The sequence below is a fragment of the Streptomyces sp. NPDC006335 genome (assembly GCF_040612795.1).
Classification (GTDB): domain Bacteria; phylum Actinomycetota; class Actinomycetes; order Streptomycetales; family Streptomycetaceae; genus Streptomyces.
Window position 1 is genome coordinate 200,561 of the sequence record NZ_JBEXQX010000015.1, and the last position, 22,624, is coordinate 223,184.

Consider the following 22,624-nt stretch of genomic DNA (forward strand, 5'->3'; position numbering starts at 1 on the left):
GACAGGGAGGGGCACCACCGTCATGGGACGTCACAGCTTGCCCGATCAGTATGGGGCGGGCGGCAGCGCCCCCCGCCCACGCGCCCGCCGCCGCACCGTGGCCATCGCGACCGGGCTCGTCCTGACCGTCGCCGGCGGTACGGCCGCCGCCGTCCACGGCGGTCTGCTCTCCCGGTTCGGCTCCTCCTGCCGCGACGACGCGGTGCGGATCGAGGTCGCCGCCTCCCCCGACGTGGCCCCCGCACTGAGCGCCGCGGCCGAGCGGGCCCACGACGAGAACCTCACCTCCGACGGGCGCTGCGTCGACATCTCCGTGACCCCTCGTGAGTCGTACAAGGTCAGGGACACGCTCGCGGCCGGCAAGAACCCCGGTGCGCAGGTGTGGGTGCCGGACTCGAACGTGTGGCTGGAGCAGATCTCCGCGGACGGGGGCGCGACGAAGGTGGCCCGCGTGGGCAACGTGGCCTCCACTCCGGTCGGCATGGCGATGGTGCCGTCCGCCGCGAAGTCGCTGGGCTGGCCGAAGAAGACGTACGGCTGGCTGGAGCTGGCGGGCGCCACCCTGCGGGACGACTCCCTCAAGCTGGGCGCCGCCGACCCCGCGCGCAGCGCGTCCGGGCTGCTCGCCCTGACCCGGCTCAGCAGTGCGGCCGGGCAGGTCGAGGGCGGGGCCACGCAGGCCGCGGCGATGATGAAGTCGCTCTCGCAGCGCATCTCCGACAGCGACGGCCAGCTCGTGGAGACGCTGCCGCGGGACTCCTCGGGCACCGAGCAGGGCAATCCGAAGCGCAACCAGGCGCTGGTCCTGTCCGAGCAGGCGGCCTTCACCCACAACTCCTCGGCGGAGTCCGGGGCCGGGCTGGACTTCTTCTACCCCGAGGACGGTTCACCGCGGCTGGACTACCCGTACGCGCTCGTCGACGAGACGAGGCTGAGCACCGACGAGAGCCGGGCGGCGATCCGCTTCATGACGTATCTGCGCAAGCCCGAGCAGGAACAGCTCCTGACGGACCGGGGGTTCCGGACCTCCGACGACCAGGTGTCGGCCTCCCTGGTCGCGAAGGCCGGGGGCAGGGTGCCGCAGCCGTACACAGCGGAGGCCGGTGAGCCCGCCTCCGCGACAGCGCTCCAGGAGGCCCTCGGCACCTGGACGATCACCGTGCAGAGCGCGCGGATCACCACGGTCGTGGACGCGTCGTCGTCCATGGCGGAGGCCGTCCCGGGCGCCGGCCGCTCCCGGATGGACGTCACCAAGGGGTCCCTCCTCCAGGCTCTCGCCACCTTCACCCAGGAGGACGAGATCGGTCTGTGGGAGTTCTCCACCGAACTCGACGGCGACAAGGACTACAGGATCCTCGTGCCGACCGGCCGCCTGGGCGACAGCACGGCCGCGGGCGGCACCCAGCGGGAACGGCTGTCGGCGGCCTTCGGCGACCTGGAGCCGGTGCCGGGCGGCGCTACGGGCCTGTACGACACCACGCTCGCCGCGTACCGGGCGGCGACCTCGTCCTACGCCGAGGGGAAATTCAACGCGCTGGTGGTGCTGACCGACGGCGTCAACCAGGACCCCGGCAGCATCTCGCGCGGGGAGCTGATCTCCGAACTGGAGAAGCTCTCCACTCCCTCCCGTCCGGTCCCGCTGATCGTGATCGCGGTGGGCCCCGACGCCGACCGCGCGGAAGCCCGACAGCTCGCCGAGGCCACCGGCGGCTCCGGCCAGCAGGTCAACGACCCCGCCCAGATCCACACGGTGATCCTGAAGGCGATCGTGGCCGCGGGCGCCCGGGGCGGCGGCTGACCCGGCGCCTCGCGGCGGCCCTCACCCCAGCGGCGCCGGCTCCGGCAGCCCCACCGGCCAGGTGTGCACCGGCTCGCCCTGGCGCATCAGCTCGCCGTACCGGCGCGTCGTGGCCGCCAGCGCCGCCTCCCGCGACAGCCCCGCCTCCAGGGCCCGATGGAAGGTCGCCGCCTGCCAGGACGCCCCGTTGGCCCGGCGCCGGCACCGCTCCTCGATCACCCCGAGATACAGGTCGCGGTCGGCGCGCTCGACGCCCCAGGCCGCGAGTCCCGCCTCGGCCAGCGGCAGCAGTTCGTCGCGTACGAGGGTCACCGCGTCGACCTCGACCGTGCCGCCGTACCGGCCGCGCCGGGGCCACGTCATGCGCGCGTCGATGCCGTGCCGGCAGGCCGCGTCGAAGTTGGCCGCGGCCGCCTCGAAGGGCATCCGGGTCCACACCGGCCGGGACTCCTCGGCGAGCGCGCGGACGAGGCCGTAGTAGAAGGCCGCGTTGGCGATCACGTCGGTGATGGTGGGGCCGGCGGGCAGGACGCGGTTCTCGACGCGCAGGTGCGGGACGCCGTCGGCGATGTCGTAGACGGGCCGGTTCCAGCGGTAGACCGTGCCGTTGTGCAGGACGAGTTCGGCGAGCGAGGGCACCCCGCCCTCGTCGAGCACCTTCAGGGGGTCCTCGTCGTCGCAGATCGGCAGCAGGGCCGGGAAGTAGCGCAGGTTCTCCTCGAAGAGGTCGTACGCCGAGGAGATCCACCGCTCCCCGAACCAGGTGCGCGGCCGCACACCCTGGGTCTGGAGCTCCGGCGGGCGGGTGTCCGTGGACTGCTGGAAGAGCGGCGGCCGGGACTCGCGCCACAGCTCACGGCCGAACAGGAACGGCGAGTTGGCCCCGACGGCGATCTGTACGCCCGCCACCGCCTGCGCGGCGTTCCACACGTCGGCGAAGCGCCCCGGGGTGACCTGGAGGTGCAGCTGCACCGAGGTGCACGCGGCCTCCGGGGCGATGGACTTCGAGGTACAGGTGAGGCGTTCCACCCCGTCGATGTCGAGGAGGAAGTCCTCTCCGCGCGCGGCCACGATCTGATCGTTGAGCAGGGTGTAGCGGTCGACGTCGGAGAGGTTGGAGGAGACCAGGTCGTCCCGGTCGAGCGTCGGCAGAATGCCGATCATCACGATTCCGGCGTCGAGCTCGCCCGCTTTACGGTCGGCATACGCCAGCGAGGTACGGAGTTCCTCCGAGAGCCGGTCGAATACCCGGCCGCCCAGCTGGTGTGGGGCTATGTTGACTTCCAGGTTGAACATGGCGAGTTCTGTTTGGAAGTCTCGGCTTGCGATGCGTTCGAGGACCTCTCCGTTCAGCATTCTCGGCATACCGTCGGCGCCGACCAGATTCAATTCGATCTCCAGCCCCATCAGGTTCTTGGGGCGGTCGAACCGCTGCTCCGCCAGGAGCCGCTCCAGCCCCGTCAGGCACGTCCGGAGCTTGTCGCGGTAGCGCTGGCGATCGGACAGGTCGAACTGGCCTGCCACGACCTTCTCCCCCATCGAAGGGTCCCTCCTCGTTGCGTCATGAGTCAGGTGGGATGATGCCCAGCCGGAACGATCGGTAACGTCCCGCCGCGGCCCCGACCCCGCTACGCTGTTGCATGTGACCGGTGGCACATTCATTCGGCATGGAGCTGTCAGCAGTTTCGAGTGCCCTGAAGAACTCGTGAAAAACGCCGACGAGAATTGGCCGACCGCTTCCCGAACATTTTCCGAGGTCACCGCCGTTAAGTACGCACGGTATCGGGATGATTACCGCGTATCCCCGACCGAATGACTCCTTGCCCGACACGGCGGAAACGGCTAGACGAAACATCGTGTGAACACTTGTCGTATAAACTCCGCGAACAAGGCAGAGGGTTGGCACCCGCGGTCCTCGATCCTGCCGTCGGGTGACGTACGGCAGTCTCATCCGCCCCCGCGTCACCGGACCCCGGCCCCCGCCTCTCTGACCCCCCGAGCTGACAGCGTCGTCCGCCCCCGCCCTCGCGCCACCGTGCCTGTCGAATGAGAGGCGACCCACCATGCCGCTGCATGTACCCCCGGCTCCCGCGCCCGCACTTCGCTCCGTCCTCACCGCACTCGCCTCGCCCACCGCGGTCCGCGACGCCCGGACCCCTTCCCTGTTGCGCGCCCAGGGACCTGTCACACCCGAGCTCCCGCTGCCCGTGCACGTCCTGGACGGCACCGCGACCAGGCTGACCGGGTGGCGATTCCTGATCCGCTGCGGCGAGCGCTCGGTGGCCGCGGCCGAGACCATGCTCACGCCGGACGGCTGGGCCTTCTCGCACTTCTTCGAGGGTCCCTACATCGCCTCCACCGAGCGGGCGCTGCGTCAGGCCGAGGTGATGCAGCAGCCCTACCAGCCACGTCTGCTGTCGATCCCCGGCCTGTACATGCTCGCGCTGTGGCTGCACGGCGACTGCGCGGCGGACGCCGGCACGGGCCGTCTCGCCGCCACCGATCTGCTCGTCCCGCTGGCACCGGCCCCGCCCGGCATCGCCGCGCACCGCCCGCACCGGGCCGCGGAACTGCTCCCGGTACTGACCCATCGGGTGACTCCGGCCCCACTGCTCGGCTCACCCGCCTGAGATCCCGGCCTCCGACACCCGGCACCCGTCGTACCCCGCCCCGAATTCCGGGCAGCGGGGTACGACTCCGTTTCCGGCACCATCAGGGTCGTACGAATTCCTCAGGGATCACAGAAACCATTTGCTCGTACGAGCACACAATGGCTCGGACGAGCCGCGCACGGGCCGACTCCAGGTGGACTAGCCCTTTCCGGCCCCCTCGAACCACCCGAAGGGGCAGTGCAGTTGGGATGAACCGTCCGGCCGGGTGATGCGTCTCCAACCTGTGAAGAAGTGGTGATGCGAAATCCCTGCGGATTGACGCCCGTAGGGCAACACTGGGTTCGGACTGAGTTATCGCGACGGGGGACGTCATGACCACAACACAGCGAAAGATCCCACCAATGTGCCAGCACCAGCCACCGTGTCCCACCGCCGACTCCGCCGACCGGGAATCCGCCCGCCTCGTGGCGCACCACCCGGAACAGGGCTGGAGCCTGCTGTGCAACGGCGTTCTGCTCTTCGAGGACACCGGTGAGCTCCTGCCCGACGGTCGGGTCATCGCCCCGCACCGCCCGCTCGCGGCGGCGACAGCCGCCTGAGCGGCCCGGGCGGCCGCCGTACCGCCCGGAGCCCGGAGATCTTGAGGGGCCGGCTCGCAGCGACAACTCTGCGCACCGGCCCCGACGCATGTCCGCGGGCGATCACTCCCTGTGACACCTTGTGTATGGGCCTGCTTTTCCGGAAGACTCCTGGAAGTTTCGAGCTCGACGCGTTCGAGGCTCTGACGCGCAGGTGGGCAAGTGATCGGGGTGGGCGTGACTGAAGTGGGCGTGACTGGGGTGGGCGTGACTGGGGTGGGCAAGTGACAGCAGGCGAGGCCGACGCCGAGCCCCGGGGCAGAGTCACCATCACGGAGATCGCCCGGCAGGCCGGAGTCTCGGTGCCGACGGTGTCCCGCGTGGTCAACGGCCGCTCGGACGTGTCCCCGCACACCCGCGCCCGGGTCGAGGAACTGCTCCAGCGGTACGGCTACCGCAAGCGCCCCGCGGCCCCTGGCACCCGCGCCGCCCTGCTCGACCTGGTCTTCAACGACCTCGACAGCCCCTGGGCGGTGGAGATCATCCGTGGCGTCGAGGAGGTCGCCCACGCGGAGGGCGTCGGCACCGTGGTCTCCGCGATCCACGGCCGCTCGGGCGACGCCCGCGAGTGGATGCGCAACCTGCGGGCCCGTGCCTCCGGCGGGGTCATCCTCGTCACCTCGGCGCTGGACACGGTCCTCCTTGCCGAACTGCGCCTGCTCGGCGTGCCGTTGGTGGTCGTCGACCCGGCCGGCTCCCCCGCGCTGGACGCCCCCACCATCGGCGCCGCCAACTGGTCGGGAGGGGTCGCGGCCACCGAGCACCTCCTCTCCCTCGGTCACCGCAGGATCGGCCTGATCGCCGGGCCACCCCGGCTGCTCTGCTCGCGGGCCCGCCTCGACGGCTACCGCGCGGCACTCGAAGGCGCCGGGCTCACCCTCGACGAGGCCCTGGTCGTGCCGGGCGACTTCCACGCGGAGTCCGGCTTCGCGGGCTGCGAGAAACTCCTCGACCTGCCCGAGCCGCCGACCGCTGTGTTCGCGGCCAGCGACCAGATGGCCCTCGGTGCGATCGAGGCCCTGCGGAGGCGTGGGCTGAGAGTGCCGGAGGACATGAGCGTGGTGGGTTTCGACGACCTCCCGGAAGTCCGCTGGTCGGCGCCCCCGCTCACGACGGTCCGCCAACCCCTCGCCGACATGGGCAAGTTGGCCGCCCGCACGGTCCTCGAACTGGCCCGCGACGAACGCCCGGACTCCCCACGGGTGGAACTCGGAACAGAACTGGTGGTGCGCTCGAGCACCGCGCCTCCGAGTACGGCGTGAGGGGGCAGGACCGGTGGGGTGCTCGCGCCGCACCCCGAGTACGGCGTGACCGGGCAGGACCGGTGGGGCGGTCGCACCGCAACATCGGCGTCTGCGCGACGGGGCAGGACCAGTGGGATGCTCGCGCCGCACCCCGAGTACTGCGTGACCGGGCAGGACCGGTGGGTGCCAGTGGGACGCTCGCACCACACCCTCGACCACTGCGCGACAGGGCAGGGCCAGTGGGGCGCTGACGCCGTACCACCGATCATTCCTGACGGGTCCCGGCCGGTGACACGGTCGCACGGCACCCCGAGTACCGCGCGACGGGGCACGGCCGTGGGCGCTCGCACCGCACCACCGATCACTCCTTGACGGACGCCGGCCTGCGGCGCGGTCACACCACACCGCCAGCCACCGCCTGACGAACCGAGGTGACGCACGACACCACCGGCCGCTGCCCGACCCGTTGAGCCGCCCGGCTCCCGCCGGGGTCCCGGACGGACGGACAGTTCTCGTGCAGCCTGACTAAGCCAGCCAGAAGGAACGCCCCCGCCGCTGCGAGCGAGCAGGCCGCTTCCCGCGAACCAGCCGACCCGAGCCCCAACGATCCCCACCACCGAGTTCGCGCGGGCCGACACCCCTCAGGTGGCCCACCAGGAGAGGGTAGGGACAGGTTTCCTGCCCCTACCCACCCCCGTCAGGTCCGTAGACCCGAGCCACCCACCCCGGAGCGGCCCTCACCGGTCAGTTCACGTCGGCGACGACGCCCCCGCAGGACATCCGCCCCTACTTCAGCGCCGCCCGGATCGCGTAGTACGCCGGCTTCGGTTGGAGCTGTTCGTCCCAGGGCAGCGCGGCGCCCTGGCCCTCGAAGAACGCCGGGATCCAGGAGTACTTGTCGGTGTAGTCCCAGATGGTGATGCCGACACACCGGCGCACCGCGAGGCAGGCGTCCGTCAAGTCGGCGTACCACTCGGCCTGTTGGGCCAGTTTCTCCTCGGTCGCGGGCAGGATCATCCGGATGTCGACCTCGGTGAGCGAGGTGTCGAGGCCCAGCTTGGCGAAGCGGCGGAGGTTGTCCTCCAGGGTCGTGGGATAGCCGTACTGGAGCGCCAGATGGGCCTGGAGGCCGATGCCGTCGAGCGGGACGCCCTGCGCCTTCAGCTCCTTGGCGAGGTTGTAGTAGGCGTCGCTCTTCGCCCCGACTCCCTCGATGTTGTAGTCGTTGAGGTACAGCTTGACCTTGGGGTCGGCCTGCCGGGCCCAGCGCAGGGCGTCGGCGATGTAACCGGGGCCGAGCGTCTTGTAGAAGACGGTCTCCCGGTACGTGCCGTCCTCGTTGAACGCCTCGTTGACGACGTCCCAGGCGAACACCTTGCCCCGGTAGTGCCGCACCTCGGTCTGGATGTGCTTCTTCAGTACGGCTCGAAGCTCACCCGCCGTCCACTCGCGCGAGGTGATCCAGTCGGGCAACTGGCTGTGCCAGACGAGGGTGTGACCGCGCACCTTCTGGTGGTGCGCACGGGCCAGGTTCACGATCTCGTCGCCCTTGGAGAAGTCGAAGACTCCCTGCTGGGGCTCGGTGGCGTACCACTTCATGCCGTTGCCCGGCGTGATCTGGTCGAACTCGCTGCCGAGGATCTTCTTGTACGGCTCGTCGACGAGTTCGGGGTTGTCGGTGGCGCTGCCGAAGTAACGGCCGTGGCGCTGGGCGAGGTCGGCGAGGGTGGGCGTCTTGCCGTGGGCCTGCGCGGCGGGTGCGCCGAGCCCGGCGACGAACAGGGCCGCGGTCAGGACTCCGACGAGTCTGAGACGGTTCTTACGCATGGGGCGACTCCTCACGTGCGGGGGTGGGTGAGCCGTACTTTTCTTGAAGGCGCCGCCGTCAGCCCTTCGTGGCACCGGCGGTCAGGCCGCCGACGAGCTGGCGCTCGGCGACCGAGTAGAAGGCGAGGGCGGGAACCATCGCCAGGACGAGATAGGCGAAGACACGGGCGTACTCCGCGGAGTACTGGCCCTGGAACTGCTGCACCCCGACGGGCAGCGTCCACCACGTGTTGTCGGTGAACACCAGCAGCGGCAGCATGAAGTTGTTCCAGCTCGTGACGACGGCGAGCACCGAGACGGTGCCGAGCGCGGGCCGTGCCATGGGCAGCAGCACCCGCCAGAAGAAGCCGAAGGAGCTGCACCCGTCGAGCGTGGCCGCCTCCTCCAGCTCCCCGGGGATCTCCCGGAAGAAGGCCCGCAGGATGATGATCGTCATCGGCAGTCCGAAGGCGGCCTGCGGCAGGATCACGCCCAGCGGGTTGTCCAGCAGGCCGAGCGAGCGCAGCAGCAGGAACAGCGGGAGCACCGCCACCGCGAAGGGGAACATCAACCCCATCGTGAAGAGCGTGAACAGCGCCTCCCGGCCGCGGAAGGCGAACCGCGCGAAGGAGAACGCGGCGAGCGCGGACGCGGCGACCACCAGCACGGTCGTACCGACCGCGATCAGGGTGCTGCTGCCGACCAGCCGCCAGAAGTCGCTCCCGGCCAGGATGTCGGTGTAGTTGCTGGTCAGCCAGTGCCTGGGCAGCCCGAAGGGGTTGCTGGAGAGCTCGTCGGTGGACTTGAACCCGGACAGGACGGCGTACACCAGGGGTACGACCATCACCGCGCCGACGGCGACGAGGATCACGTGCAGCGGCAGGGTGCGCACACCCTCTGTACGGCGGGTCACTTGCCGTCCCCCCTCATCGTCGTGGTGGCCCCTTCGAGGTCGCGGCGGAGCACGAACCGCTGGTAGGCGAGGGCGAAGACGAGGCAGATGCCGAACATGACCACGCTGATCGCGCTGGCGTAGCCGACCTGGTAGCGCTTGAAGCCGTACTGGAACATGGTCACGGCCATGGTCTCGGAGTGGTGGTCGGGGCCGCCCTGGGTGACCACCCACACCAGGTCGAAGAGCTGGATCGAGCCGATGACGGACAGGAACACGCTGATCCGCAGGGTGGGCGCTAGCAGCGGCAGGGTGACGTTTCGGAACCGCTGCCAGGCGCCGGCACCGTCGATGAGCGCCGCCTCGGTCAACTCCCTCGGGATGGACTGGAGTCCGGCCAGGTAGAGCATCATGTGGAAGCCGAAGTACTTCCACATCATGACCAGGAAGAGCGTCGCCATGACGTAGGAGGGATCGGCGAACCAGAGCCCGCCGACGCCGTCGAGGCCGACCGCGCCGAGGACATGGTCGGCCAGTCCGGAGTCCGGGGCGAAGACCATGCTGAACAGGACGCCGGTGATCGCCTCGGACAGCACGTAGGGGGCGAAGAACAGCATCCGGTAGACGGCCCGGCCGCGCAGTTTCTGGTTGAGCAGGACGGCCATGGCGAGCGCGAACGGCAGCTGGAGCGCGAGGGACAGCACGACCAGGACCAGGCAGCGCCACAGGTCGCCGAGGAAGACGGGGTTGTCGAAGAGGTCCGTGAAGTTGTCGACGCCGACGTAGTCGGAGGGCATCCCGAAGCCGCCCCAGCGGAAGAAGGCGGCGTACAGCGCGAACAGCATCGGCAGCAGGACCATGCCGATGAACAGCACCAGGGCGGGCACTTGGAAGCCGACCGCGGTGAGCCAGTGCGTCACGCGCCGGCGGCCCCGCCCCCGGGCCCTGACCGATTCCGGGGGCGGGAGATCGGTGCCCGGACCGCTCCGCTTGTCTGCGAGGAACGTGGAGGTCATCGCGGGCTACTGCTCTTCCTTCGCCGTCTGCGTGATCGACTGGGCGACCTGCTCGGGGGACTTGGAGCCGGCGATCAGCGCGGCCACGCTGTCGTTGACCTCCTGACCGACGGCGGGGGCGTACGCCTGGTCGAGGTAGAGCTGGAAGCCGGTGGCGGCCTTCAGCTGGGCCTGGACGAGCTTGAGGTTGGGGTCGGTCATGGCCTTCTCCGCGTTCGGGAGCACCGGAAGGACACTGGTCTTCTTGACCAGTTCGAGTTCGGTGGCCTCGGAGGCGAAGAACTTCAGGAAGTCGACGGCGGCCTGCGGGGCGCCCCGGCGCAGGGCGTGTCCGCCTCCGCCGCCGAACACCTCGGTGATGGCGCCCTTGCCGCCCTCGACCGCGGGGAACGGGAAGAAGCCGAGGTCGTCGCCGAGTCCCTTGCCGGAGTCGGCCTGCACGGACGGCGCCCACTGGCCCATGAGTTCCATGGCCGCCTTGCCGTTGCCGACGGCGGCCGCCTGGCCGGTCGGGGTGGAGTAGGCGGCGTTGAGGAAGCCCTTCTGGAAGGGCTGGAGGTCCACGAGTTCCTTGAGGTGCCGGCCGGCCTCGACGAATCCGGCGCCGGTGAAGTCCTTGTCCTCGCTGGCCTTTTGGAGCGCCTCGATGCCGGCGGTGCGCATCGCGAGGTAGGCCCAGTAGTACATGCCGGGCCACTTCTCCTTGCCGGCGAGGGCGATGGGCGTGATGTTCTTCGCCTTGAGCTTGCTCACGGCCTCCAGGAAGCCGCCCCAGGTGGTGGGGGGTTCACTGACACCGGCCTGCTGGAAGAGCTTCTTGTTGTACCAGAAGCCGATCATGCCCATGTCGAACGGAATGCCGTAGACCTTGTCGTCCAGGATGTACGGCTCCTTGGTGACCTTCAGCAGACCGTCGGCCCACGGCTTGGTCCGGTCGGTCAGGTCCTCGACGAGCCCTGCGTCCACCTGCTGCTTGAGGACACCGCCGCCCCAGGTGTGGAAGATGTCGGGGAGCTTCCCGGATGCGGTCAGCGCCGTCATCTTCGACTTGTAGGCGTCGTTCTCCAGCTGGACGATCTTTATCTTGACCTTGGGGTTCTGTGCCTCGAACTTCTTGGCGAGGCTCGCCCAGACACTCTTCGCCGGCTCGGTGGTGGAGATGTTCCACCACTCCACCGTGGTCGTCCCGTCGGACGATCCTCCGTCCGAGTCGCCGCCACAACCGGTCAGTGCCGTCATGCCCAGACCGGCCGCGGCGGACGCCGCCAGAAAACCACGGCGGGACAGTGCCGGGTCGCCCATGATGCGCTCCTTGGGTACGGGACGGAGTCGTCCTTGTCCGTCCTGCGGTCCGAAAGTTTCGGAGTAGATCCAGAAAGCTTCGCTGCTGCCGCACCCTAGAGACAGCTACTAAACGGTGGCAACCCCCTGTGCACGGGGAATGTTCACGGATTGCGTCGCCGACTCCCCCGGCAGGACCCAGCCTCCCACTCGGCTCTCGTCGGCGACAGGGCGTCGAGGCACACGAGACGCGTGTCGGTCACACGCCGGGCAGTTGATCGGGCGGGGGGACGCGTCCGCGGCACACGAGATCGGGGGCGACTTCCCCTGGCCAGGTCGCGGCACCGTCCTGCCCGCCAGACCCCTTGGACCGACGAAACATTCGGCAGCATCGACGAACATTACGAAGCGGTCCGCGCGGAGATTCCGCACGGACCGCCCCACTTCGGCCCGGGCGTCGGGGCCGCACCGCCACCTCATCCGCGAGGTCGGCTCCTTTCGCGGGCCGAACAGCGCGTCGAGGTGACCGGCCGGTGGCGTCCGCGTCCGTGTGCAGCAGCGTCGCCATCACCGGCTTCTCGGCGGGGGCCAGGTTCACCTCGTGGTCGTCCACGAAGAGCAGGTGCTCGGCGGTGAGGCCGAGCCGCCGACAGGTACGTCGGTAGATATCGGACGCGGGTTTGCGCAGCCCCTCCAACTCCGACAGCACCACGACGTCGAAGAGGCCGAGCACATCGAGGTCCCGGTAGACGTTGCAGGGCCCCAGGCCGAAGGAGTTGGACAGCATCGCGGTCCGCACACCCCGCGCACGGGCCCGCCGTACCGCCGCCAGCACGGCGGGTTCCGGCCGCAACCGGTGGAGCACCCGGCGCATCAGGCCGTCCGGAGGCAGGCCCGGCAGCCCTCCGATGACGTCGTCCCCCTCCTGCTGGGTGGCCCGTCCCTGTATGCCTCCCTCTCCGACTGCGCGACGCAGACTCGGAAATGTCCATCCGGCGGCTCGGGAGCCCCTGCTTCCCGCAGTTCGGAGCACCGGCTTCCCGCAGCCCGTCTCACGCCTCACGGACGGGCCCCCTCCCGCCCACGCCCCCGTCACGCCCCGGCCGTGACATGACGGCCGCGACATGACGCTGCGTGTCCGTCCCGGCGTACGGCCCCGAACGCCTCGAACTAAGCCGCACGGCCCTTCAAGCTGCCCCGTCACCCCCGCCGACGCCCCCAGCCCGAGTCTTAACGGAAGTTTGACGCCTCCGCCCCCGCCATCCACAGGCCCTGGCGTCACTCTCCGCTTACGCTGATCCCGCCGTCGGACAGGCGGCCCGATCCGAGCCGTGCCGCACCGAGGAGCACCACCCGATGGCCACCACCGAGCACCCTCCCCCGAGTCGTCTGCGCTCCTGGATGCTGGAGGGCCTGTCGGACATGGGCAAGGACGGCGGCCACGTGGGCCCGCACGCCGAACCCGAACCCCCGCACCAGGGGCAGCCCTGGTACCGGGTGATGTGCCTGACCGGTGTCGACTACTTCTCCACCCTCGGCTACCAGCCGGGCATCGCCGCCCTCGCGGCCGGCCTGCTCTCCCCCGTCGCCACCATCGTGCTCGTCCTGGTCACCCTGGCCGGCGCGCTGCCCGTCTACCGCCGCGTGGCCGAGGAAAGCCCCCACGGCGAGGGCTCCATCGCCATGCTGGAACGCCTCCTGTCCTTCTGGCAGGGCAAACTCTTTGTCCTGACCCTGCTCGGCTTCGCCGCGACCGACTTCCTGATCACCATCACCCTCTCCGCCGCCGACGCCTCCACCCACCTGGTCGAGAACCCCCACCTCACCGGCGCCCTGCACGGCCGGCAGATGCTGATCACCCTCGTCCTGGTCGCCCTGCTCGGCGCGGTCTTCCTCAAGGGCTTCCTGGAGGCCGTCGGCGTCGCGGTCGCCCTGGTCGGCGTCTACCTGACCCTCAACGTGGTCGTCGTGATCGTCGGCCTGTGGCACGTCGTCACCGCGGGCCATGTCGTCACCGACTGGTCGAACGCCCTGACCGCCGAGCACGGCAACGTCTTCGCCATGGTCGGAGTGGCCCTGCTCGTCTTCCCCAAGCTCGCCCTCGGCCTGTCCGGCTTCGAGACCGGCGTCGCCGTCATGCCACACGTCAAGGGCGACCCGGGCGACACCGAGGAACGTCCCGTCGGCCGCATCCGCGACACCAAGAAGCTGCTCACCGCCGCCGCCCTGATCATGAGCGTCTTCCTGATCGCCACCAGCTTCATCACCACCCTCCTGATCCCGGAGAAGGACTTCGAGTCCGGCGGCCCGGCCAACGGCCGCGCACTCGCGTACCTGGCGCACGACTACCTGGGCGGCGTCTTCGGCACGGTCTACGACATCTCGACCATCGCCATCCTGTGGTTCGCCGGCGCCTCCGCGATGGCAGGGCTCCTCAACCTGATGCCCCGCTACCTGCCCCGCTACGGCATGGCCCCGCACTGGGCCCGCGCGGTACGCCCCATGGTCATCGTCTTCACCCTCATCGGCTTCCTGGTCACCTGGATCTTCGACGCCGACGTCGACGCCCAGGGCGGCGCCTACGCCACCGGCGTCCTGGTCCTCATCAGCTCGGCCGCGATCGCGGTGACCATCGCCGCCCGCAAGGCCGGCCAGCGGGGCTGGACGATCGCCTTCGCGGTCATCTCCGCGGTGTTCCTCTACGTCACCGTCGCGAACGTCATCGAGCGCCCCGACGGCGTCAAGATCGGTGCCTGCTTCATCGCCGGCATCATCCTCGTCTCCCTCCTCTCCCGGCTGGCCCGCGCCTTCGAGCTGCGCGTGACCAGCGTGCGCCTCGACGACATGGCGGAACGTTTCATCCGGGACATCGCCAGCCGCAAGATCCGCTTCATCGCCAACGAACCCGACCAGCGCGACCAGGCCGAATACCGCGACAAGATCGAACAGATCCGCGCCGACAACGACATCCCCGGTGAGGACTTCGTCTTCGTCGAGGTCACCGTCCTGGACCCCTCCGAGTTCGAGGCGAGCCTGACCGTCCGCGGCGAGGTACTCCACGGGCGCTACCGCGTCCTGACGCTGGAGTCCTCCTCCATCCCGAACGCCCTGGCCGCGCTCCTCCTGCACGTCCGCGACATCACCGGCTGCACCCCCCACATCTACTTCGAGTGGACCGAGGGCAGCCCCTTCCACCACTTCCTGCGCTTCTTCCTCTTCGGCCAGGGCGAGGTCGCCCCCGTCACCCGAGAGGTCCTCCGCGAGGCGGAACCTGACCGCGCCCGCCGCCCCCGCGTCCACACCGGCTGACCCGCGCGCAACCGCGACCTTCCCCCGAGCGAACAATTCCCGGCGCAACGAAACGCAATGAAAAAGGGCCCCGCCGAAGCGGGGCCCTCCTCACGTCAGGTCAGTCGTCGTACGCGTCCAACGGCGGGCAGGAACACACCAGGTTCCGGTCACCGTAGGCCTGGTCGATCCGCCGCACCGGCGGCCAGTACTTGTCCGCGACCGAGACACCGCCCGGGAAGACGGCCTCCTCGCGCGTGTACGCGTGCTCCCACTCACCGCCGAGCGCCCCGGCGGTGTGCGGAGCGTTCCGCAGCGGGTTGTCGTCCGCGTCCCACTCCCCGGTGCCGACCTTCTCGATCTCCCCGCGAATGGCGATCATCGCCTCGCAGAACCGGTCGAGTTCGCTCAGGTCCTCGGACTCGGTCGGCTCGATCATCAGCGTCCCTGCCACCGGGAACGACATGGTCGGCGCGTGGAAGCCGTAGTCGATGAGCCGCTTGGCCACGTCGTCGACGCTCACCCCGGTCGCCTTGGTCAGCGGCCGCAGGTCGATGATGCACTCGTGCGCGACCAGCCCGCCGGGGCCGGTGTAGAGCACGGGGTAGTGCGGCTCCAGCCGCTTGGCGATGTAGTTGGCGGAGAGCACCGCCACCTGCGTGGCCCGCTTGAGCCCCTCACCGCCCATGAGCCGGACGTACGCCCAGGAGATCGGCAGGATGCCCGCGGAACCCCAGGGCGCGGCCGAGATCGGGCCCACGCCCGTGTCAGGACCGGCCTCGGGCTGCATCGGATGGTTCGGCAGATACGGCGCCAGGTGCGCCCGTACGCCGACCGGCCCGACACCAGGACCACCCCCACCATGCGGAATGCAGAAGGTCTTGTGCAGGTTCAGGTGCGAGACGTCACCGCCGAAGTGCCCCGGCTTGGCCAGTCCCACCAGCGCGTTGAGGTTGGCCCCGTCGACGTACACCTGTCCGCCGGCCTCGTGCACCTGCGCGCAGATGTCGGCGACGTGCTCCTCGAACACACCGTGCGTCGACGGATAGGTGATCATCAGCACGGACAGCTCGTCACGGTACTGTTCGATCTTGGCGCGCAGGTCCTCGACGTCGATCTCGCCGTCCCCGGCGGTCTTCACGACGACGACCTTCATGCCCGCCATCACGGCGCTGGCGGCGTTGGTCCCGTGCGCGGACGACGGGATCAGACACACGGTCCGCTGCTCGTCACCGTTCGCCCGGTGATACCCGCGTACGGCGAGCAACCCGGCCAGCTCACCCTGCGAACCGGCGTTGGGCTGGAGCGACACCTTGTCGTACCCGGTGACCTCGGCGAGCCGCTCCTCCAGCTCCCGGATCAGCGACAGATAGCCCCGCGCCTGCTCGGCGGGCGCGAAGGGGTGCAGCTGCCCGAACTCGGGCCAGGTGACCGGCTCCATCTCGGTGGTCGCGTTGAGCTTCATGGTGCAGGAGCCCAGCGGGATCATGCCGCGGTCGAGCGCGTAGTCGCGGTCGGCGAGCCGGCGCAGGTAGCGCAGCATCGCGGTCTCGGAGCGGTGCTGGTGGAAGACGGGGTGGGTGAGGAAGTCGTCGTCGCGCAGCAGCGCGTCCGGCAGCGCCTCCTCGGTGGCCGCGTCCAGCGCCTCGATGTCGGCCTCGACCCCGAAGGCGTTCCACACGGCGGCCACCTGGGCCCGCGCGGTGGTCTCGTCGCACGCGAAGGACACGTGGTCGGCGTCGACGAGGTGCAGGTTGACGCCGTTGCGCCGCGCCGCGGAGACGATCTCGGCGGCCTTCGCCGGCACCCGCACGGTGAGCGTGTCGAAGTAGGCGCCGTGCACGACCTCGACCCCGCCGGCGCGGAGCCCCGCCGCGAGGAGGTTGGCGTACCGGTGCGTCCGCCGCGCGATGCCCTTGAGCCCCTCGGGCCCGTGGTAGACGGCGTACATCCCGGCCATGACCGCGAGCAGCACCTGCGCGGTGCAGATGTTGCTGGTCGCCTTCTCCCGGCGGATGTGCTGCTCACGCGTCTGCAGCGCGAGCCGGTAGGCCTTGTTGCCGTCGGCGTCCACGGACACGCCCACGAGCCGCCCGGGCAGGCTCCTGGCGAACTTCTCCTGGACGGCCATGTATCCGGCGTGCGGCCCGCCGAAGCCCATCGGCACGCCGAACCGCTGCGTGGTCCCGACCGCGATGTCCGCCCCGAGCTCGCCCGGTGACTTCAGCAGGGTCAGCGCGAGCAGGTCGGCGGCGACGGTCACGAGCGCGCCGAGCTCGTGGGCCTGGTCGATGAGCGGCTTGATGTCCCGCACGACACCGGAGGCGCCGGGGTACTGGACGAGCACTCCGTTGATCTCACGCCCGGCGACCTCGGCCGGGATCCCGTCGCTGAGGTCGGCGACCACGACCTCGAGGCCGGTCGGCTCGGCACGGGTCTCGATCACGGCGATGGTCTGCGGCAGCGCGTCGGCGTCGACGAGGAAGAGCCCCTTCTTGTTCTTCCCCATCCGACGGGACAGCGCCATGGCCTCGGCCGCCGCGGTCCCCTCGTCGAGCAGCGAGGCACCGGAGGTCGGCAGCCCGGTGAGGTCCGCGACCACGGTCTGGAAGTTGAGAAGGGCCTCGAGCCGCCCCTGCGAGATCTCCGGCTGGTACGGCGTGTAGGCCGTGTACCAGGCCGGGTTCTCCATGACGTTGCGCAGGATGACGGGCGGGGTGAAGGTGCCGTAGTACCCGAGCCCGATCATGGAGTCGAGCACCTGGTTCCGGTCGGCCAGCGACCGCAGCTCGGCCAGCACCTCGGCCTCGGTGCGCGCACCGGGCAGGTCCAGCGCATCGGCGTTCTTGATCACATCCGGCACCGCGGCGGCGGTGAGCTCGTCCAGCGAGCCGTAGCCGACCTGCGCGAGCATCTTGGCGCAAGCCTCGTGATCAGGGCCGATGTGACGCTGCTCGAAGGGAATGCCCTGTTCGAGCTCGGAGAGCGGAATGCGGTGGGCGGTCATTGCGGAGGCCTCCTGGTCTGACGCGACCTTCGAGGGGTACCCCGGCACGGGTACCCCGACGGCCTCCCCCTCTGTCATCTCGACCTGAGAGCTTCACCGGCCGCCCGAAGGCCACCGGCTTTCACCGTCGGTGAGAGCGGAAGCCGTCGACACCCGCCCTGCTTTCCAGAGTGACCTCGTCCGTGCGGTACGTGAGCCTGAGAGATTCCGGGGAGGATTTGCTCCTTCGGCGCCTCCGATGGTGTCTGGAGGACTCTCCCGCACGGGGTCAGCAGCCGTTCGCAAGCCTACCAGCGAGGTCCCCGCACGAGTCTTCGAGTGGCCGCACACCCCGATGTGCTCTTTCGTAGTGCTTACGACCGCTTCGGATGAGTTGCGACCAAGTGGAGGGCACGTGCAGACCGACATCGATCCGCGCAACCTGATCGGCCGCAAGGCGTTCGACCGCAACGGCACCAAGATCGGCACCGTCGACGAGGTCTACCTCGACGACGCGACGGGCGTACCGGAATGGGCCGCCATACGCACCGGCCTCTTCTCCCGCGACGCCTTCGTCCCCCTGGAGCCCAGCGAACTGGTCGACGGCTCGCTGCACGTCCCCTTCGACCGCACCCTCATCAAGGAAGCCCCCGACTTCGGCGTGGGCCGCCACCTCTCCCCCGACCAGGAACTCCAGCTCTACCACCACTACGGCCTCGACGTGGCGGCACCCCCCACCTTCCCGGACCGCGACTTCGGCAAGCTGGCAGGCACGGAGGACGTGGAGGCCTGACCTCCCCCGCGCCCTACGCCCGCAACACCGCCGCCCCCAACGGAACCGAAGCCGACGCCCCGACCAGCACGCTCGGGCCCTACATACCGTCGGCCCTACAACGGCGCCGAACCCGGCAACACAGCCACCACCCCGCGCCACGCCCTCCACCCCCGTCGGCCCCACAACGCGGCCGAAGTCGGCGACACAGCCAGCACCCCCGCGCCCCTCCGCCCGCAACCACACCCACGCCGACCCACGGGGCTCCCTGCAACCCAGTCGGCCGACCGGCGCCACAGCCACGCCCCCGCCACTCGCGCGCCCGCTCCCCCTCGCCCCTCCCACGCTCCACGGCGCCCCGCCAACGACCCTCACCACCCCCGCCGGAGGTCTACGCCCCGCTGACGTCCTACACACCTCGCCCCCCACCAACCCGCCGAACGTCCCCCACGCCTCGCAGCCCACCCGTCCCAGCCGCCCCACCACCCCAACCGTCCGGCACCCCACCGAGCCCCGCCACAACGCCACCACCCACCACCCACCACGGCCCCGCCTCCCGCCGACGGCGCTCAACCCCTACAGGAGCCACCCGCATCCGACAACGAATCCGTCACGGGTGGAATCCGTCACGGGTGGTGCTGTGGGAACCCATCACCTCAACCAACGGCAACGGCTCAGCCACCTCCAGCGCAGGGTCATCGACAAGAAACGTCCGCACCCGCCCCGGCTCCGAATCCGGCGTCTCGAACCGCACGGTCACCCGCCCCAGCCCACTCCCCTGCACCCACCCGTGCCCGTACTCGGCATGCCGCACGTCATGCCCCGCGACCCACCGCCGCTCGACGACCACATCCCGTTCCGCCGCAACAGGGACGTCATCGGCCACCTCCTCGACGGCATGGTCCGCCCCCACCCCCGCGGCCTGGGCGAACAGATCCTCCTGAGTGAAGTCGGCAAGCCCGGAAACCCCCACCCCCAACAACCGCACACCGCCCGTGGAGTCCACCCCCTCCAGCAACCGCAACGCGGCCTCCCGCACCACGGCGGGATCATCCGTGGGCCCCCGCAGCGTCTCGGACCGCGTCAACGTGGAGAAGTCGTACCGCCGCACCTTCAGCACGATCGTCCGCCCCGACAACCCGGCCTCCCGCAACCTCCGCACACACCGGTCCGCCAGCCGCTGCACCTCGAGCCCCACTCGGACCCGGTCGTGGATGTCCACGTCGTAGGTGTCCTCCACCGACACCGACTTCGCCTCCCGCTCCGCCACCACGGCCCGCTCGTCCCGCGCCAGCGCCATGGCGTACAGCCCGTGCCCGTGCGCCTTTCCGAGCAGCCGTACGAGCTCGTCCTCCCCCGCCTCGACGATCTCGTCGACCGTGTGGATCCCGGCCCGCCGCAGATGGTCCCCGGTCGCCGGCCCCACCCCGGGCAGCGTCCGCACCGACATCGGCCCGAGCAGCGCCCGCTCGGTGCCAGGCTCGATCACCACCAGCCCGTCCGGCTTGGCCTGCTCGGAGGCGATCTTCGCGAGCATCTTGGACGCGGCCAGCCCCACCGACCCCGTGAGCCCCGTGACGGCCCGTATGTCGGCCCGCAGCTTCGCCCCGACCAGTCGCGCCGACGCCTCGTCCCAGGCCGTCCCCCCGGCCTCCAGATCCACGAACGCCTCGTCCAGGCTCAGTGGCTCCACCAGCGGCGACAGCTCCCGCAGCAGCCCCATCACCTGCTCGCTGATCGCCTTGTAGAACGCGAAGCGCGGCACGAGGTACGCGGCGTTCGGCGCGAGCCGTCTCGCCTGGGCCATGGGCATCGCCGAGTGCACCCCGAACACCCGGGCCTCGTAGGACGCGGTGGCCACCACGCCCCGCGGCCCCAGCCCGCCCACGACGACGGCCTTCCCGCGCAGACTCGGCTTGGACGCCTGCTCCGCCGAGGCGTAGAAGGCATCCATGTCGAGATGCAGGATCGTGGGCGCTTTTCTCACATGTCCGATGCTGCCCTACGCCACTGACAATGCCCCGCCGAGGAACGCGGGACCGGCCTCAGACCGCCTTGTTGCGGCGCCTGGCCAGCTCGTCGGCGGGGTTGTGCCCCACGAGCGTCTCCCCGGTGTCGATGCGCTCGCCGTGCAGCTGCGACAGGGCGCTCTCGACATCCCGCCACACGACCCCCACGGCGATCCCGAAGATGCCCTGGCCGCCCTGGAGCAGCGCGTGGACCTCGTCGGGCGAGGTGCACTCGTAGACCGTGGCCCCGTCGCTCATGAGCGTCATGCGCTCCAGATCCTGGAAACCGCGCTCCCGCAGGTGCTGGACCGTGGTGCGGATGTTCTGCAGCGACACACCGGTGTCGAGGAACCGCTTGACGATCTTCAGGACGACGACGTCCCGAAAGCTGTAGAGCCGCTGCGTCCCCGACCCGTAGGCGGGCCGCACGCTCGGCTCCACGAGCCCGGTGCGCGCCCAGTAGTCGAGTTGTCGGTAGGTGATGCCGGCCGCCGCGCACGCGGTAGGACCGCGGTAGCCGATCTGCTCGGACGCCATGGACGTCGCCCCTCCGCCGCTCGGCACGGCCGCCGGTCGCTGGAGAGCGTGATCGGCCGCGCTGCCGTGCTGGGGGTCCCCCCAAGCCGCACGCAGTTGAGAGCCTGGGGGAGGGTACGGACCGCTCGCCCCGAGACTCCGTCCGGGGGCACCCCCAGCCGTACCGTCGCCGCTGCTTCTCACGCCGACCTCCGTCCTTGACCTGCCTTCTCGACGGTAGGCAGTCACCAGGGGTGCGTCAACGATCGCCACACTCGGCACGCCGAGTGATAATCACCCAAGGAGTGGTTTGCCGTACCCCACCGCGGGGAAAGGCTAGCCGAATGCGCTCCGAGCGGGCCGCAGGACGCACTCACGCGCCGGTGGCAAATGCCGGCATTTCCGTGACGATCGGACACGGCCGAACCGTCACGGACCACTGGTCCGCCGACTCGGCCGTATCCGCCTCACTGACTGCTGGTGCCGAAGTCCTCGGGGGAGATCTGGTCGAGGAACTCGCGGAACTTCTCCACTTCGTCCTCCTGCTCGTCCGGGATCGCGATACCGGCGTCGTCGAGCACACCGTCGCTGCCGTAGATCGGCGTCCCGGTGCGCAGCGCCAGCGCTATGGCGTCGGACGGCCGCGCGCTCACCTCGACCCCGCTGGCGAAGACCAGCTCCGCATAGAAGACGCCCTCACGCAGGTCCGTGATGCGTACCTCGGTGAGCTCCTGGCCGACCGCCTCCAGCACGTCCTTGAACAGGTCGTGGGTCAGCGGTCGTGCGGGGGCCATGCCCTGCTGCGCGAAGGCGATCGCCGTCGCCTCCCCCGGCCCGATCCAGATGGGGAGGTAGCGGTCGCCTCCCACTTCACGCAGGAGCACGATCGGTTGGTTGGAGGGCATTTCGACCCGGACACCTACGACATCGAGCTCGTTCACACAGCAACCCTAGGCCGTGCCCGGGACGTTTGGGTAGTCGGGCAGGAAACGGGTGACGATCCGGGGCCCGGTGCGCCTCAGGGCAGGCGTACGCCGAGCGCGGTCTGTACAAGTGCCGAGTGCAGCTTCACCGTGAGCCCCGCGAGTTCCTTGGCGCGGGCTTCCGCGTGTGCGCGGGTCTGCGGGTTGCGGTGGCGCTTCAGCGGGGCGACCACCTGGTCCACGAGCCCTGCCTCACGGTCGGCGGCCGCCTTCATCGCCCGCAGGTGCCGCGGCTCGATCCCGAACCGCCCGAGCTCCACCACGAGCGCGGCCACGGTCACCGCCTCGGCGTCGTAGGCCCCGTCCGGCAGCGGTGTGATGAGCCCGTACGACTCCCACTCCGCCAGGTCCGACTCGGCGATCTCGGCGGCGGCGAGCAGCTCGGCCCGGCCGATCCTGGCCGCGGTCGGGCCCTCGGAGACCTCCAGGACCGTTTCTCCGTCCCGCTGGCGGCCCACCGTGGGCAGCGCGACGGCCTCACCGCGCTCCATGGCGTCCAGGTGCTCACGGATCACCTTGAGCGGCAGATAGTGGTCCCGCTGCATCCTCAGGACATGGCCGAGGCGCTCGACGTCCCGGTTGCTGAACTTGCGGTACCCGGAGGGGGTCCGCTGCGGTTCGATGAGGCCCTCGGACTCCAGGAAACGGATCTTGGAGATCGTGACCTCGGGGAACTCGTCGCGCAGCACGTTCAGCACCGTGCCGATGCTCATCAGCCCACTGTCCGTGGCGGCGGTGCCGTGTCCGGCACCGCCGCTCGGTGTTTGAAGCATGGACCTTCCC

General features: G+C 70.0%; 17 protein-coding genes and 1 riboswitch. Of the genes, 6 read left to right on the forward strand and 11 right to left on the reverse strand.

From position 1 onward, the window contains the following. Positions 1 to 22: 22 nt before the first annotated feature. Complete coding sequence (locus ABZ098_RS33515; protein ID WP_356597498.1) at positions 23 to 1,798, forward strand: substrate-binding and VWA domain-containing protein; 1,776 nt, start codon at positions 23 to 25, stop codon at positions 1,796 to 1,798. 21 nt (positions 1,799 to 1,819) lie between these two features. Here the strand turns inward: ABZ098_RS33515 and ABZ098_RS33520 are convergent, their stop codons facing one another. Then, positions 1,820 to 3,337, reverse strand: coding sequence for a glutamate-cysteine ligase family protein (locus ABZ098_RS33520; protein ID WP_356597499.1), 1,518 nt, complete (start codon positions 3,335 to 3,337; stop codon positions 1,820 to 1,822). Between the two features lie 524 nt (positions 3,338 to 3,861). On the opposite strand from ABZ098_RS33520, the gene ABZ098_RS33525 reads away from it, so the two are divergent. The 3 genes from ABZ098_RS33525 to ABZ098_RS33535 all read left to right on the forward strand — a co-directional run bounded on the left by ABZ098_RS33525 (position 3,862) and on the right by ABZ098_RS33535 (position 6,310). Then, on the forward strand, positions 3,862 to 4,428 hold the full coding sequence (locus tag ABZ098_RS33525) for a hypothetical protein (RefSeq protein WP_356597500.1): 567 nt from the start codon (positions 3,862 to 3,864) through the stop codon (positions 4,426 to 4,428). A gap of 383 nt (positions 4,429 to 4,811) precedes the next feature. Continuing rightward, on the forward strand, positions 4,812 to 5,009 hold the full coding sequence (locus tag ABZ098_RS33530) for a DUF5999 family protein (RefSeq protein WP_020123464.1): 198 nt from the start codon (positions 4,812 to 4,814) through the stop codon (positions 5,007 to 5,009). Positions 5,010 to 5,272: 263 nt separating this feature from the next. Further along, entirely contained in the window at positions 5,273 to 6,310 is a 1,038-nt protein-coding gene (locus ABZ098_RS33535; RefSeq protein ID WP_356597501.1) for a LacI family DNA-binding transcriptional regulator, read from the forward strand. Between the two features lie 768 nt (positions 6,311 to 7,078). On the opposite strand, the gene ABZ098_RS33540 is transcribed toward ABZ098_RS33535, so the two are convergent. The 5 genes from ABZ098_RS33540 to ABZ098_RS33560 form a co-directional block, all read right to left on the reverse strand. Further along, the gene (locus tag ABZ098_RS33540; RefSeq protein ID WP_356597502.1) at positions 7,079 to 8,119 is read right to left on the reverse strand and encodes an endo-1,4-beta-xylanase; all 1,041 of its coding nucleotides are present in this window, start codon (positions 8,117 to 8,119) and stop codon (positions 7,079 to 7,081) included. Positions 8,120 to 8,177: 58 nt separating this feature from the next. Next, positions 8,178 to 9,011: a carbohydrate ABC transporter permease gene (locus ABZ098_RS33545; RefSeq protein WP_356597503.1), complete on the reverse strand. Its 834-nt coding sequence runs from the start codon at positions 9,009 to 9,011 to the stop codon at positions 8,178 to 8,180. Beyond that, complete coding sequence (locus tag ABZ098_RS33550; protein WP_356597504.1) at positions 9,008 to 10,006, reverse strand: sugar ABC transporter permease; 999 nt, start codon at positions 10,004 to 10,006, stop codon at positions 9,008 to 9,010. Before ABZ098_RS33550 ends, ABZ098_RS33545 begins: the two co-directional genes overlap by 4 nt. A gap of 6 nt (positions 10,007 to 10,012) precedes the next feature. Continuing rightward, the gene (locus ABZ098_RS33555) at positions 10,013 to 11,308 is read right to left on the reverse strand and encodes an extracellular solute-binding protein (RefSeq protein WP_356597505.1); all 1,296 of its coding nucleotides are present in this window, start codon (positions 11,306 to 11,308) and stop codon (positions 10,013 to 10,015) included. 238 nt (positions 11,309 to 11,546) lie between these two features. Then, positions 11,547 to 12,161 (reverse strand): HAD-IA family hydrolase, encoded by a 615-nt coding sequence (locus ABZ098_RS33560; RefSeq protein ID WP_356597506.1) that lies wholly within the window; start codon positions 12,159 to 12,161, stop codon positions 11,547 to 11,549. Positions 12,162 to 12,643: 482 nt separating this feature from the next. Here ABZ098_RS33560 and ABZ098_RS33565 point away from each other — a divergent pair, with 482 nt between their 5' ends. After that, on the forward strand, positions 12,644 to 14,596 hold the full coding sequence (locus ABZ098_RS33565; protein WP_356597507.1) for an amino acid transporter: 1,953 nt from the start codon (positions 12,644 to 12,646) through the stop codon (positions 14,594 to 14,596). Positions 14,597 to 14,696: 100 nt separating this feature from the next. Here the strand turns inward: ABZ098_RS33565 and gcvP are convergent, their stop codons facing one another. Beyond that, positions 14,697 to 17,582 carry an aminomethyl-transferring glycine dehydrogenase gene (gene gcvP, locus ABZ098_RS33570; protein WP_356597508.1) on the reverse strand — a complete coding sequence of 962 codons (2,886 nt, stop codon included), beginning with the start codon at positions 17,580 to 17,582 and terminating at the stop codon, positions 14,697 to 14,699. Between the two features lie 175 nt (positions 17,583 to 17,757). After that, positions 17,758 to 17,853, reverse strand: a riboswitch (glycine riboswitch). Between the two features lie 123 nt (positions 17,854 to 17,976). Between gcvP and ABZ098_RS33575 the strand changes: the two genes are divergently transcribed. Further along, positions 17,977 to 18,354: a PRC-barrel domain-containing protein gene (locus ABZ098_RS33575; protein ID WP_356597509.1), complete on the forward strand. Its 378-nt coding sequence runs from the start codon at positions 17,977 to 17,979 to the stop codon at positions 18,352 to 18,354. Positions 18,355 to 18,943: 589 nt separating this feature from the next. Here ABZ098_RS33575 and ABZ098_RS33580 read toward each other — a convergent pair. The 4 genes from ABZ098_RS33580 to ABZ098_RS33595 all read right to left on the reverse strand — a co-directional run bounded on the left by ABZ098_RS33580 (position 18,944) and on the right by ABZ098_RS33595 (position 22,614). Next, a complete protein-coding gene (locus ABZ098_RS33580; RefSeq protein WP_356597510.1) occupies positions 18,944 to 20,320 on the reverse strand; it encodes a DNA polymerase IV in 1,377 nt (458 codons plus the stop codon). A 58-nt stretch (positions 20,321 to 20,378) separates the two neighbouring features. Then, a complete protein-coding gene (locus ABZ098_RS33585) occupies positions 20,379 to 21,062 on the reverse strand; it encodes a MerR family transcriptional regulator (RefSeq protein WP_356597511.1) in 684 nt (227 codons plus the stop codon). 263 nt (positions 21,063 to 21,325) lie between these two features. Continuing rightward, complete coding sequence (locus tag ABZ098_RS33590) at positions 21,326 to 21,799, reverse strand: bifunctional nuclease family protein (RefSeq protein ID WP_004002801.1); 474 nt, start codon at positions 21,797 to 21,799, stop codon at positions 21,326 to 21,328. Positions 21,800 to 21,876: 77 nt separating this feature from the next. Beyond that, a complete protein-coding gene (locus ABZ098_RS33595) occupies positions 21,877 to 22,614 on the reverse strand; it encodes a MerR family transcriptional regulator (protein ID WP_356597512.1) in 738 nt (245 codons plus the stop codon). Positions 22,615 to 22,624 lie beyond the last annotated feature (10 nt).